This window comes from Clostridium sp. (genome assembly GCF_029258205.1).
Taxonomy (GTDB): Bacteria; Bacillota; Clostridia; order Clostridiales; family Clostridiaceae; genus Sarcina.
Genome location: NZ_JARHZJ010000108.1, coordinates 1 through 13,399 on the forward strand (window position 1 = coordinate 1; position 13,399 = coordinate 13,399).

12 protein-coding genes and 1 riboswitch are annotated in these 13,399 nt (G+C 28.8%); of the genes, 2 read left to right on the forward strand and 10 right to left on the reverse strand.

Features of this window, described 5'->3' with window-relative positions:
- The 4 genes from Q1J60_RS12930 to nagE form a co-directional block, all read right to left on the reverse strand.
- On the reverse strand, positions 1 to 625 hold a 625-nt coding region (locus Q1J60_RS12930; protein WP_300263071.1), incomplete at its 3' end, for a discoidin domain-containing protein.
- 198 nt (positions 626 to 823) lie between these two features.
- Positions 824 to 911: riboswitch (cyclic di-GMP riboswitch) on the reverse strand.
- 286 nt (positions 912 to 1,197) lie between these two features.
- A complete protein-coding gene (locus tag Q1J60_RS12935; protein ID WP_300263074.1) occupies positions 1,198 to 1,587 on the reverse strand; it encodes a hypothetical protein in 390 nt (129 codons plus the stop codon).
- A 30-nt stretch (positions 1,588 to 1,617) separates the two neighbouring features.
- On the reverse strand, positions 1,618 to 1,944 hold the full coding sequence (locus Q1J60_RS12940; protein ID WP_300263077.1) for a DUF3784 domain-containing protein: 327 nt from the start codon (positions 1,942 to 1,944) through the stop codon (positions 1,618 to 1,620).
- Between the two features lie 215 nt (positions 1,945 to 2,159).
- Positions 2,160 to 3,611, reverse strand: coding sequence for an N-acetylglucosamine-specific PTS transporter subunit IIBC (gene nagE, locus Q1J60_RS12945; RefSeq protein WP_300263080.1), 1,452 nt, complete (start codon positions 3,609 to 3,611; stop codon positions 2,160 to 2,162).
- Positions 3,612 to 4,412: 801 nt separating this feature from the next.
- Between nagE and Q1J60_RS12950 the strand changes: the two genes are divergently transcribed.
- Positions 4,413 to 4,919, forward strand: coding sequence for a transposase (locus Q1J60_RS12950; RefSeq protein WP_300263083.1), 507 nt, complete (start codon positions 4,413 to 4,415; stop codon positions 4,917 to 4,919).
- A 254-nt stretch (positions 4,920 to 5,173) separates the two neighbouring features.
- On the opposite strand, the gene fucP is transcribed toward Q1J60_RS12950, so the two are convergent.
- The 5 genes from fucP to Q1J60_RS12975 are packed head-to-tail and all read right to left on the reverse strand — an operon-like array spanning position 5,174 to position 11,003.
- The gene (gene fucP, locus Q1J60_RS12955; RefSeq protein ID WP_300263097.1) at positions 5,174 to 6,481 is read right to left on the reverse strand and encodes an L-fucose:H+ symporter permease; all 1,308 of its coding nucleotides are present in this window, start codon (positions 6,479 to 6,481) and stop codon (positions 5,174 to 5,176) included.
- 41 nt (positions 6,482 to 6,522) lie between these two features.
- Positions 6,523 to 7,227 carry a class II aldolase/adducin family protein gene (locus Q1J60_RS12960; RefSeq protein ID WP_423249136.1) on the reverse strand — a complete coding sequence of 235 codons (705 nt, stop codon included), beginning with the start codon at positions 7,225 to 7,227 and terminating at the stop codon, positions 6,523 to 6,525.
- 28 nt (positions 7,228 to 7,255) lie between these two features.
- Positions 7,256 to 7,693 (reverse strand): RbsD/FucU family protein, encoded by a 438-nt coding sequence (locus tag Q1J60_RS12965; RefSeq protein ID WP_300263086.1) that lies wholly within the window; start codon positions 7,691 to 7,693, stop codon positions 7,256 to 7,258.
- Entirely contained in the window at positions 7,687 to 9,189 is a 1,503-nt protein-coding gene (locus Q1J60_RS12970; RefSeq protein ID WP_300263088.1) for a rhamnulokinase, read from the reverse strand. Before Q1J60_RS12970 ends, Q1J60_RS12965 begins: the two co-directional genes overlap by 7 nt.
- Before the next feature lie 20 nt (positions 9,190 to 9,209).
- Complete coding sequence (locus Q1J60_RS12975; protein WP_300263091.1) at positions 9,210 to 11,003, reverse strand: L-fucose isomerase; 1,794 nt, start codon at positions 11,001 to 11,003, stop codon at positions 9,210 to 9,212.
- Positions 11,004 to 11,149: 146 nt separating this feature from the next.
- Between Q1J60_RS12975 and Q1J60_RS12980 the strand changes: the two genes are divergently transcribed.
- The gene (locus Q1J60_RS12980; protein WP_300263093.1) at positions 11,150 to 12,022 is read left to right on the forward strand and encodes an AraC family transcriptional regulator; all 873 of its coding nucleotides are present in this window, start codon (positions 11,150 to 11,152) and stop codon (positions 12,020 to 12,022) included.
- Between the two features lie 96 nt (positions 12,023 to 12,118).
- Here Q1J60_RS12980 and fucO read toward each other — a convergent pair whose 3' ends face one another.
- Entirely contained in the window at positions 12,119 to 13,267 is a 1,149-nt protein-coding gene (fucO, locus tag Q1J60_RS12985) for a lactaldehyde reductase (protein ID WP_300263095.1), read from the reverse strand.
- Between the last annotated feature and the right edge of the window lie 132 nt (positions 13,268 to 13,399).

The following is a 13,399-nucleotide window of genomic DNA, read 5'->3' on the forward strand; positions in this document are numbered from 1 at the left end:
TATTATCTTCTTTATAAAACCAAAACTCGGATGCACTTGCCCAATCTTGATTAGCTTTTTTAAATACGAATTTAATCTTCTTAGCTTGTACTGTGTTAAACTTAAACTCCATAAGGTTTCCTGTTGACTTACTTTCTCCATGAGAAACCAATTTAAAATCATCATCATTTCCAGTTGTTGAAGCATATATCTCAAACTCTGTTGGATATCCTTTTCCTTTTGCTCCATCTTGTCTTGTTGCATATGCTATTCTGTTTATTGGTTCTACATTATTAAATTCAACTATAACCTCATTTGTAAAATTAGAGCTATTTTGTTTTCCAGTTTCCCAATGAGTAGCTAAATCACCATCTATAGCCTTATCTATAGAATTTGATGCATACTTACCACCATTATTTGTTATTGAAACTATTTCATCTCTTTGAACTTTATATTTTTTATTATATTCATCAAAATTTTCATAATTCTTTAAATTAAATTGATTTATAGATGCCTTATTAATTACGCTTTCTTCTATAGATGTTATTTTTTCCTTCATAACATCACTAGCGTAGACATTTAATATTGGACTTGCAGTTGACATTACCATTGATGCAATAAGAATTTTAGATATTTGTTTCTTCATAATTTCCCTCCTCATTTTCTATGTAACCCAAAATCAATTACCTGTATCTATGAAATATAACAGAGTTATATTTTTTTATTCAAAAAACCTCTCTTAATATTAATTAAAAGATAGTTGCCTAAAAATAGTTCTAAAAATAAATATATATTTAAGCATATATTTATAAATTAACTGTATTAAAACAAAGAATATTAATTCTTCGGCAACTGTCTAGCATAGTTATAATATAACCTTAGCCTATTTAGCTATATGTCTCTAAGTTTCCCTAGATTTGCCAACATATTATTTTAGTATTTATATAATACTAAAATTTAATTCTATATTCAATACAATATTTCATTTTTTTATATTTTTTTTACAAATTCGACTTATTTTTTTGTATTAATTCGCTATTTATCGATTTTTATAAAGTAATTTTATATTTTAATTTAATTTATTTTTAAAAAAATACCATTTTATTTATTTATGTTATAAACAACAAAAGCTAGTAAGAGAAATCTCTTACTAGCTTTCAATTTATTAATTTAAATAAACTCATGCATTTTATAATTTTATATTAATTTAACACTATATTACTTTAGATCTTCTACTACCTTAGCCATAGTTAAAGCTAAATTATCACCTTTTAAATTATCTCTAAAAAAATTAAATTCATTCTCATTAGTTACGATTTTTACTTCTTCATTGTTATCTTTAGTAGTTACTGAAAATTCTTTTAAATCTTCAAATGGTATCCTATTAATCTCTCTTGTTTCTTCAGCATAACCTAAAGATGCATGTCCTACATGTTCTAAATAAAGAGAATCCTTTGTTGCAATCAAATTAACCTTATATGCAACATCTCCACCAGCTCTAGTTACTAAATTTGCTATAAAATTTATAGTTGCATCTTTATTACTCACATATTTCATAACTGTAATCTTCATTAGAATTTCTTCTTCTTTTAGATTTAATTTAAACATAAAAACCTCCATCCTCATATTTATTTACAATTACTTTTTATCACATTTAAAGAATTGATGATATAAAGTTATTATTAATCCAAAAACAATTATAATTCCTTGAGTTATCATTATGACATTATAATATTTTTCATGTATAAATATACTAATAAAAGCAATTATTATTACACTTAATCCAGTTATTAAAAAGTCCATTCCAACAATTTTAGATACTTTATCTTTATCATGCTTCTTTTCATCAAAACCATTAAGAATATCTCCTGCATTAAAATGTTTAATTATTATCCCTAAAAAAGTTAATATCCCTCCCCCTAAAAAAGCAAGTAATAGAATTCCTGTTAAATCTGCTGGTTTCATAAAATCTCTCCAATCTATATTATCTAATAACTATATTAACTTATTTTACAATATATATAAATTAATAAAAATTATAACATATAAATTTTAGAAAGATATGTTTTAAATTCTGCATAACTTGTTTTTTTAATATAAGAGATAATTTATTAAATTTTTATATAAAAAGGCATGTATCAAAACAATGTTTGATACACACCTAAAAAATCTATTGATTATTATACGTAGTTCTTAGACTTACAAAGCTTCTTAAACTCGTCAGCTACAAACTGTACTTGTGTTCCAACTATAACTTGAACACTTGTTTTTCCAGGTCTTATAACCCCTGATACACCTGATGATTTTATCTTTTTCTCATTAACTAATGTACTATCTTTTACTTCTAATCTTAATCTAGTTATACAGTTATCAATTGAAGTAATATTAGAAGCTCCACCTAGTCCTTCTAAGATGATTTTTGCAACTTCAGTATAGTTATTATTTGCTAAAACTGCATTTGAATCATCCTCCTCATCATCTTCTCTACCTGGAGTCTTTAAGTCAAATTTCTTTATCATAACTACGAATACTACATAGTATATAACTGCCACTACTAAACCTATGCCTAATAAGTATAATGGGTTTAATGCCATTGGAGCTGCAAAACTTAATCCCCAGTCTACTAAACCAGCACTAAAGTTAAATCCTGCTCTTACTGGTAAAGCAGCAACAACTGCCATAGATATTCCTGTTAATACAGCATGAGCTACATATAAAGCTGGTGCTAAGAACATGAATGCAAATTCTAATGGCTCAGTTACTCCTGTAACGAATGATGATAAAGCAGCAGCTAATAATATACCAGCAGCAGCTTTCTTTCTATTAGTTTTTGCACAACGATACATTGCAAAAGCAGCAGCAGGTAAACCAAACATCATTACTGGGAAGAAACCTGACATATACATACCAGTTTGTCCTAAAGTACCTGTTCCAGACCAGAAGTTTGCTATATCATTTATACCAGCAATGTCAAACCAGAATACTGAATTTAACGCATGGTGTAAACCAAGAGGTATTAATAATCTATTGAAGAATCCATAAACACCTGCTCCTATTGGTCCCATAGCTATTATTGATTCACCAAATGAAACTAATGCACTATATATTACAGGATATACAAAGTATAAAATTAAAGAAGCTACTATTGAAGCAAATGCTGTTACTATAGCAACACATCTTCTTCCACTAAAGAACCCTAAGAAATCTGGTAATTTAGTATTTTTAAATCTATTATAACAACTAGCACCTATTAAACCAGCTATGATACCTATAAATTGGTTTTGTATTTTTCCAAAGGCTGGGTTAACAGCTTCAACATCTACGCCTTGCATCATTGCAACAACGGCACTAGATAATAATGTAGTTATCATAAGCCATGATACTAAACCTGCTAAACCAGCAGCTCCATCATTATCATCTGACATACCAACTGAAACACCAATAGCAAATAAAATTGCCATATTATCTATAATAGCTCCACCAGATTTTAATAAAAACGCTGCTATAACATTATTAGCTCCCCAACCACTTGGGTCTATCCAATATCCAATCCCCATTAATATACCTGCTACTGGAAGTGCAGCAACTGGTAACATTAAAGATTTACCTAATTTCTGAAAATATTTCATCATATTAATATTCCCCCTATAAGTTCCAATACCTGTTAAATTGATTCTTTAAGAACCCCTTTTTCTAAAAAAATCAAACTAAATTTCATAGTAAATTAACAGATTATAAATTAGAATATATTTATTTATGATTGCTTTAAAACGTTTTCTAAAACTATAAAATTCATAATAAATTTTGTAGTTTGCATAAGACCAAAAATCTCTTCTATAACACCTCCTAAAATAATTCAGTAAAAATTAAACTTATTAACTCTATATAACTAGCCCCCTTATAACTAATTAATATATTATTTAATTGTTTATTATGTGTATATTCATTAAAAATGCATTTAAAATCTTAATATACTCATTCAAAGATAATTATTATCTGAATTTTTAGAATAAATTTAAATAAATATTAATTAAAAAACCAAAATCTAATTTTAAATTGCATCTCTAACAATCATACCCATATTTTTACTTATTTTACAATAAAATTATAACATAGTTTTTTATTACATTTTATATATTTTAAGTAAATATTTTATTAAAATTTTATATATTGTATAGGTTGAATTTTTAATAATATCAAAGTAATTTATTAGAAGCTATTAAAATAAAGTAAAACTTATCTAAGTACATATCTTTAATAAATTTTACATTCAGTTTAATTTTTTAAAATTACTTCATGATATAATTTTATTATATTTATAATTGTAGTGTATTAATTTTAAATGCAAACTTGTTTTGAAATAAATCTTTTTAAATTTTTACTATATAAATTCTTGATAATTTAGGAAAATACATAATTACTGGAGGTGAACTATGAAGTTTCAAAAGATTTTTGTGGTAATTTATGCTTTACTTTTAGCTTTTCTCATATTTTCACCAATTAAATTAATAGGAAGATCAGCCATTGAAAAAAGTGATATAAAACTAAAGGTCTATTATCAAGCGGTTACTGGAGCAACTCACTACCTTAAAGAAGATTCAAAAAAGTTAAAAAACTTTTTGAAAAATACCTATCCTGAAGCGAATACTTGTCTTATAAAGCTTGTAGGCAATACACCCTATGATCTTGTTACTGATCCAGCTGAAATTGGTTCTCTTACTGTTTATGGAAAAGTAAAAGATGTAACTTATGAATTCTCTGGTGATGGCGCTGTTCCTGTATTTGAAGTATCCTATTGGGATGTACCTTTTAAAAAACTATTTTTAATACAGTATCATTGGTTTTTCATAGGAATGTTTATACTATTTCCTATTTTTATAATAAATGCTGTAATAGTAATTAAATATTATAAAATTAAAAATTATGTTAGTAAAAAATAGTATACGCAAAAAGGTGGATTCAAATTTATGAATCCACCTTTTTTCACAACTAATATGAAAATTTATTTTTATACACCCACGTTAAAAGTTAGAGTTAAGTTTTTCTTAAACTCAATTAATTTTTAATAATAAAAATATCCTTAGGCAACTTATATCAATGCCTAAGGATATAAGATTTATTTAAACTATATTTTTTCTATAACTATTTAAAGTTAACTTTTTAAATAAATTGTACTTTATATAACTTTCAAAATTTATGCTGTTTTTTTCTTTCTAAAACATAATGAGTAAATAAGAACAACTGCAAAACAAATTACAGGTATAAAGAATGCTGAACGAACTGCAGCTTCTATCCCTTGATATGAAGCAACTAAACTTGATAACTTTCCACTATCAATAAACAATCCCATTATAGGTGTTATAACCGCACCACCTAATATTGCCATTATAAGACCTGCTGCACCAACTTTTACTTCTTTTCCTAATCCTTCAAGAGCTATACCATAAATTGTTGGGAACATTAATGACATACATGATGAAATTAAAACTAAAGACCAAACAGATAAATTTGTAGGTAAGTATATTGCTCCTAGACTGCATAATATTCCAAGTACTGCAAATACAGCCATCATAATAGCTGGCTCTATATATTTCATAAGTGCTGTGCATATCCAACGACATGCTATAAATCCAAACATAGCTATAAGATAATATTTAGCAGCAGATGCTTCATCTATACCAACAGTGATCATTACATATTTTATAGTCCAAGTCCAAACAGCTATTTGAACTCCAACATAGAAAAATTGTGCTATTACTCCAAAAGCATAGCGTGGAATTTTTACTAATTTCTTTATTGATTCAATTATATTAAGTTCTCCTGAATCATCTTTTTCTGAACCTTTACTTTTCTTAAAGAAACACCAAATTATTATAGCTATAACAACTAAACTAACATATGGTACACATACCCATATTAATTCATTGTTTTGTATTTTACTTAAGGCCTCTGGTCCCATAGCGACTCTCTCTTCATAAGTTGCTGGATGTAAATTCCCTAATATTATATATTTAGCCATTATAATACCAGCTAATGAACCAATAGGATTAAAGGCTTGTGCTAAGTTTAAACGACGAACACTTGTCTCTTCACTTCCTAAAGAGATTACATATGGATTACAAGTAGTTTCTAATATTGAAAGTCCACCAGCTAAAATAAAAACTGATACTAAGAATAAATTAAAGTTTTGTAGCATTGCAGCTGGAATATATCCCATTGCTCCAATTATATATAATCCAAGTCCTACTAATACTCCATTTCTATAAGAATATTTTTTAATAAGTATTGCTGCTGGTAGTGCAAGTACTGCATATGATCCATAGAAAGCTACTTGTACTAAAGATGAGTCAGCAGCTTCTAACATAAATATCTTTCCAAAGGCAGGAACAAGATTATCAGTCATATTATTTAAAAGACCCCAAAGTACAAAACATGATATAAGCATTATAAAATGCACTCTATATTTTTTAGGTACAATAGCTGTTTTATCCATAGTACTCATTTTATCCACAATAAACCCTCCCCTAATATCTAAACTTAATATTATTCTTCAGTTCTATAACGCTTAAATCCTGGATGCTTTCCAGTTACTCCATAGTCTTTTCTCATGTTTATCAATCTATCAATGTTTTCTCTTGATATTTCCTTTTCTCCCCCTAAAAGATGAGCTGTTAAACTTATTTTTGCATATAACTCTAATGTTTCCATTCTATAATAAGCTGTTATTAAATCTGCTCCAACTGTTAACGCTCCATGATTTTCTAATAATAAAACATCATGTTCTTGAAGATATGGTGCTATTGAATCTGGAACTTCATAAGTTGAAGGTGTTCCATAAGGAGTTACTGGAATTGAGCCAATTGCAATTACAGTTTCTATCATTGTATATCTATCTAAATCAAGATGAGCTACTGCAAATCCTGTTGCAGTTGGTGGATGTGCATGAACAACAGCTCCAACATCTTCTCTTTCCTTATAGCATCTTAAATGCATTTTTATTTCTGATGAAGGCTTTGCTCCTTCTGGTCCATCAAGCACTTTACCATTTTCATCAATATGAACTAATTTTTCTGGTGTTATAAAACTTTTGCTAATTCCAGTTGGGGTAGCTAAAAATGTACCATCTTCTAATTTTACTGATACATTCCCATCATTTGCTGCTACCCAGCCTAATTGCCACATTTTATGGCATACATCACATATCTGTTCTCTTATTTCCATGTATTTTAATTTTTCAATATTCTCCAAAATAATTCCCTCCATTCTATGTCTTTTACTAAATTACTACACCTTTTTGTAATATAACATTTGCATATAATGCTTTTTCTCCTGTGGCAATTATTGCATAAGCTTTTTTTGCCTCTTCATAAAACTTAAATCTTTCTATAGTTGAAACAGTATTACTACCACGCTCATCATACTTTCCTATTATCTTTTTATATTCATCCCAAATAGGTGTCTTAACATTATCACCTTTCATAACTTCCATTAAATTCACTGGATCTTGAACGTAAGTATCAAGTGGGAATACTTCTAATATTGCATCTAATAACTCTGGAATTCCATGTCCATCACATCTAACAACTATACAGTCCTTTCCCATACTTTCTGTTGGAAAGTTACCATCTGCAATTACTATCTTGTCACTATGTCCCATCTCACATAATACTTTAAGTAATTCTGGTGATAATATTTTTGGTACTCCTTTTAACATTTAATTCCCTCCTCAGATTTAATTATATTTTTAAACCTTTCATATTCCTCATCCCATAATTCATAATTTTGAGGCTCATAATAACTCATATCATTAGAGTTTTTTATAATTTCACGTGCTTTATATAAATTCTCTATTTTATTTGTTGCCATAAGCTGTATTGCTATATTTCCATAAACTGTAGCTTCAATAGGTCCTGCTGAAACTTTAATATTACATGCATTTGCAGTCATCTGACATAATAATTTACTTTGAGTTCCACCACCAACCATATAAAGAACATCATAATTTTTACTAGTACAATCCTTTATTTCTTCTAAAGAATACCTATACTTCATAGCTAAGCTTTCATTTATGCATCTAACAATTTCTCCACAACTTTCTGGAACTTCTTGATTAGTTCTTAAGCAATAATCTTTTATTCTACTAGGAATATCCCCAGCTTGTACAAATATAGGATCATCTGGATCTATAAAGCATTTAAAAGGTTTTACCTCTCTTGCCATTTCTTCTAAAGTTTGAAAATTATACTCTTTTCCTTCTCTTTCCCATTGTCTTTTACTTTCTTGAATTAACCATAATCCAATAATATTTTTAAGGAATGAGGCTTTATTCTCATATCCACCTTCATTTGTAATATTATACTTACTTGATTTTTCATTAATAATTGGATCATCAAGCTCTGTTCCAAGTAGAGACCATGTTCCACAACTTAAAAACACAAAATCTTTTTCTGTAGTTGGTACTGATACTAATGCACTTTGAGTATCATGTCCTGCTACTGCAATAACTTTACACTTTTTTATTTTAAGTTCATCACATATTTTCTGTGATATCCCCCCAATTACTGTTCCACTTTTAACTATCTCAGTAAATATTTTTCTCGGAAGACCTAAAGCATTTATTATTTTATCTGACCAAGTTCTCTCTTTGGCATCAAATAGCTGTGTTGTTGATGCTATAGAATTTTCGGTAACCATTTTTCCTGTTAGTAAATAATTAAATAAATCAGGCATTAGGAGCAGCACATCTGCTCTTTCAAGCAGATGTGATCTCTTTTCTTTTAATGCTAATAGTTGAAATACAGTATTTATTTCCATAAATTGATTACCGGTTATACTATAAAATTCATCCTTTGATATTTTTTCAAAACTCTTTTCTACCATTCCAAGAGTTCTTTCATCTCTATAATGAACTGGATTTTCAATTAACTGTCCATCCTTATCTAGAAGGGCAAAATCAACTCCCCAGGTATCTATTCCAATACTATCAATTTCACCAAACTGTTTTGCTTTTATAAGACTTTGCTTTATTTCAAAAAACAATCTTAAAACATCCCAGTACATGGTTCCATTTATAAATACAGGATCATTAGAAAACCTATGAATTTCTTTTATATTAATTTTATTTCCATCAAAACTTCCAAGAATAGCTCTACCACTTGATCCACCAAAATCAAAGGCTAATACTTTACTTTTTAAATTTATATCTTTCATAGTATCACCTGCTAATTTTTTTATTTATACATTGGTCCATAAGCCTTACAAGCTCTATAATCCTGTCCCTCTTTATCCATTCCAAAAGCATTCCAAGCTGCTGGTCTAAATATTTTTTCCTCTGGAACATTATGCATGCTTACAGGTATTCTCAATATAGAACATAAAGTAATTATATCTGCACCTATATGTCCATGACTTATAGCTCCATGATTAGCTCCCCAGTTATTCATTACATCATAAGCAGATTTAAATGCTCCTTTTCCTGTAAGTCTTGGTGCAAACCAAGTACAAGGCCAAGTATAATCTGTTCTCTTCCATAACTTATCTGATACTTCATCTGGAAGTTTTACAGAATATCCTTCAACTAATTGAACAACTGGACCAAGACCCTTTACAATATTTAAACGTATCATTGTTACTGGCATTTCAGCTTCTGTTAAGAATCTTGATGAATATCCACCACCTCTAAAGTATCCATTATCAGCAGCATTCCATGTAGTTGCAGCAAGTATTGCTTTTTGATCTTCTTCTGTAACATCATACCAAGCTTTCATTGTTCCATTTCCATTTTCATCTTTAGCCTGTCCACATGCATCAAGACAAGCTGCACCTGAATTTATTAAATGTATAAATCCATCTGATTCCTTTGCTACTCCTTCTAATTCATATCCTGTAGCTTTCTTAACTGCATCAGGGCTCCAGTAAGTTCTAACATCTGCAAATATTTGTGCTTTATTCGTAAGCAACTTTCCAAAAAGCATACCAAATCCATTTAAAACATCATTTTCAGTAGCTAATATATAAGGCTCTCTAGCACCATCCCAGTCAAATGAAGTGTTAAGTAGTGCTTCTGGGAAATCGCAATTTGGATAAAAGTCAGTCCATTGTCTTTGTCCTTGGAAACCTGCTGCTATTGCATTATGTCCTAATTTTTCTTCTTCACATCCATCTGGTAAATTTTCATTTCCATTCATTAAATCCTTTATAATACACATCATTTTAACTACAAATTCCCAATCTTTATCCTTTTCTTCTCTTGTTTTTTGAACATTCTCAGGATTTTTATCAAAACCTTCCTTACATTTTTCCTTAGTCCATTTTAAAGCTCTTTCAAATTCATCTTTATCATATATTTCTTCAGTCATTCTTCTTATAATTTCTACTTCATCAACAGATTCTACTCTCATGCCTAAATATTCTTCTATAAAGTTTGGATCTATAATAGAACCACCTATTCCCATACATATTGATCCAATTTGAAGATAAGATTTTCCTCTCATAGATGCTGCTGCAACTGCACTTCTTCCAAATCTTAATATCTTTTCTTTTACATCTTCTGGTATTTCAGTATCATCTGCATTTTGAACATCATGACCATATATTCCAAAGGCAGGAAGTCCTTTTTGAGCATGAGTTGCTAAAACTGATGCTAAATAAACAGCTCCTGGTCTTTCTGTTCCATTAAATCCCCATACCCCTTTTATGGTCATAGGATCCATATCCATTGTTTCTGCACCATAGCACCAACATGGAGTAACTGTAAGTGTTATATCTACACCTTCTCTTCTAAATTTATCTGCACAAGCTGCCGCCTCTGGAACTCTTCCAATTGTAGTATCAGCTATTATAACCTTTACTTTTTCTCCATTTGAATATTTTAAATTATCCTCTAAAAGCTTTGCTGCTGACTTTGCCATATTCATTGTTTGTTCTTCAAGTGAACCTCTTACATCAATTACTCCTCTTCTTCCATCAATAGTTGGTCTTATTCCTATTACAGGATATTTTCCTACTAATCTACTCTTTGCCATAATTATTACCCCCTAATCAATTTCAAAAATTTAACTTTTATGTTAATTTTTTCTATAAATTTATTGTATATATTTATACAAACGTTTTCTAGTGTTATAATAGTCAAAAAATATAATAATATTCACTTTTATATAGGAGGGAATTTATGAAGTATTTTGATTATAAGGAGAATAAACAACATGGAACTTTCGATTTTCCAATAGAGTTTTATCACGTCACTCCTAATCATTCTAGATACACTATGCCTTATCATTGGCATACTGAATGTGAGATAATTAGAATTTTAGAAGGAGAATTTATACTATTTATAGATAAAGAAAAGATAGTATCAAAAAAGAATGATATTATTTTTGTTCATAGTGGAATATTTCATGGTGGTTTACCTAATGATTGTATTTATGAATGTATAGTTTTTGATATGAAATTACTTTTAAAGGATAATAACGCCTGCACAAAACAAATATATGACATTGTAAATCATAATAAAGTTATAGCTCCTAAACTTCCTTCAAATATAAAAGATTTAAATAATTGCTGTACATCATTATTTGAAGCCATGCGACTTAAAAATACAGGTTATGAATTTATAACTCAGGGTGCTTTATATTATTTAATAGGAACTATATTAAAACATAAATTGTATGTGAAGAATGATAAATATACTAAAAAAACTAAAGAAAGGTTTCTTCAATTAAAGAATGTTATAACATTAATAGAAAATGAATATCAAAACCCTTTAACTCTTGAGGACTTATCAAGAGCTTCTGGTATGTCTCCAAAATATTTTTGTAGATTTTTTAATGAAATGATTAATAAAACTCCTATAGAATATTTAAATTACTATCGCATTGAAATTGCTTGTGAAAAACTACTTGCAACAGAGCTTTCCATTACTGAGATTGCTTTAAATTGCGGATTTAATGATGTAAGTTACTTTATTAAAACCTTTAAGAAACATAAAGGAATAACACCAAAACAATATTTAAAAACCTTGGAAACTCCTAATTTAATAAGATGATATTAGGAAATAAACTTACTATAAAAAAACTATTTATTAATAAATAAAAAATACCCTATTAGGTGAAATTAATTCATCTAATAGGGTATTTTATTTTTACATTAAAGATTCATATAAAGCCATTATATCCTCAACGGATGTTTCCTTTGGATTACCTGGTCTACAAGCGTCATTATAAGCAGATTCAGCTAAAAATCGTATATCTTCTTTTTTAACTATCTCTTTAAGATTAGCTGGTATTCCTACATCCTCTGAAAGCTTTTTAACTGCATCTACTGCTGCTTTTCTATATTCTTCAACTGTCATGTTTTCTGTGTTTTTAACTCCCATAGCAGCTGCAATATATTTATATTTATCTCCTGTTTCCTCTGCATTATATTCCATAATAGTTGGAAGAATAATTGCATTTGCAACCCCATGAGGTGTATCATAAACAGCTCCTAAGGAATGTGCCATAGAGTGAACTATTCCAAGTCCAACATTTGAGAATCCCATTCCTGCAATGTATTGTCCTAATGCCATTCCTTCTCTTCCTTCTTTTGTATTTTCTACTGCTCCTCTTAAATGTTTTGAAATTAATTCAATAGCTTTTAAGTGGAACATATCTGTCATTTCCCATGCAGCTTTTGTTATATATCCTTCTATTGCATGAGTTAATGCATCCATACCAGTTGCAGCAGTAAGTCCCTTTGGCATACTTTGCATCATTTCAGGATCAATAATTGCTACTACTGGAATATCATGAGTATCTACACATACAAATTTTCTATTCTTTTCAACATCAGTAATAACATAATTTATAGTTACTTCTGCTGCTGTACCAGCTGTTGTTGGAACAGCAATAATATGAACAGATTTATTCTTAGTTGGCGCAACTCCTTCTAAGCTTACTACATCTTCAAATTCTTTATTATTTATTATAATTCCTATGGCTTTTGCAGTATCCATTGATGAGCCACCACCAACTGCAATGATATAATCTGCACCAGATTTTTTATAAGCATCTACACCACTTTTTACATTCTCTATAGTTGGATTTGCTTTAATATTTGTATATAATTCATAACTAAGATTAGCCTCATCTAATATACAAGTAACCTTTCCTGTAACTCCAAACTTAACTAAATCTGGATCTGAACACAAGAAAGCTTTTTTAAAACCTCTTCCCTTTACTTCTGTAACAATTTCTTTGATAGCTCCTGCTCCATGATAAGAAGTTTCATTTAATACAATTCTATTGACCATGACTATACTCCCCCTATTTTTTAATAAATATATTTATCTATATTTTTATTTTAAGTTTATAAAACATACTATTCTATAAATATAATGTCATAAAATATAATAATATTCACATTTATAGATATTATATTTAAT

Bases quoted from the DNA above. Each gene is read 5' to 3' on its own strand.
- Q1J60_RS12935 (WP_300263074.1), bottom strand. From the start codon at position 1,587: ATGTTTAAATTAAATCTAAAAGAAGAAGAAATTCTAATGAAGATTACA.
- Q1J60_RS12940 (WP_300263077.1), bottom strand. From the start codon at position 1,944: ATGAAACCAGCAGATTTAACAGGAATTCTATTACTTGCTTTTTTAGGG.
- nagE (WP_300263080.1), bottom strand. From the start codon at position 3,611: ATGATGAAATATTTTCAGAAATTAGGTAAATCTTTAATGTTACCAGTT.
- Q1J60_RS12950 (WP_300263083.1), top strand. From the start codon at position 4,413: ATGAAGTTTCAAAAGATTTTTGTGGTAATTTATGCTTTACTTTTAGCT.
- fucP (WP_300263097.1), bottom strand. From the start codon at position 6,481: ATGAGTACTATGGATAAAACAGCTATTGTACCTAAAAAATATAGAGTG.
- Q1J60_RS12965 (WP_300263086.1), bottom strand. From the start codon at position 7,693: ATGTTAAAAGGAGTACCAAAAATATTATCACCAGAATTACTTAAAGTA.
- Q1J60_RS12970 (WP_300263088.1), bottom strand. From the start codon at position 9,189: ATGAAAGATATAAATTTAAAAAGTAAAGTATTAGCCTTTGATTTTGGT.
- Q1J60_RS12975 (WP_300263091.1), bottom strand. From the start codon at position 11,003: ATGGCAAAGAGTAGATTAGTAGGAAAATATCCTGTAATAGGAATAAGA.
- Q1J60_RS12980 (WP_300263093.1), top strand. From the start codon at position 11,150: ATGAAGTATTTTGATTATAAGGAGAATAAACAACATGGAACTTTCGAT.
- fucO (WP_300263095.1), bottom strand. From the start codon at position 13,267: ATGGTCAATAGAATTGTATTAAATGAAACTTCTTATCATGGAGCAGGA.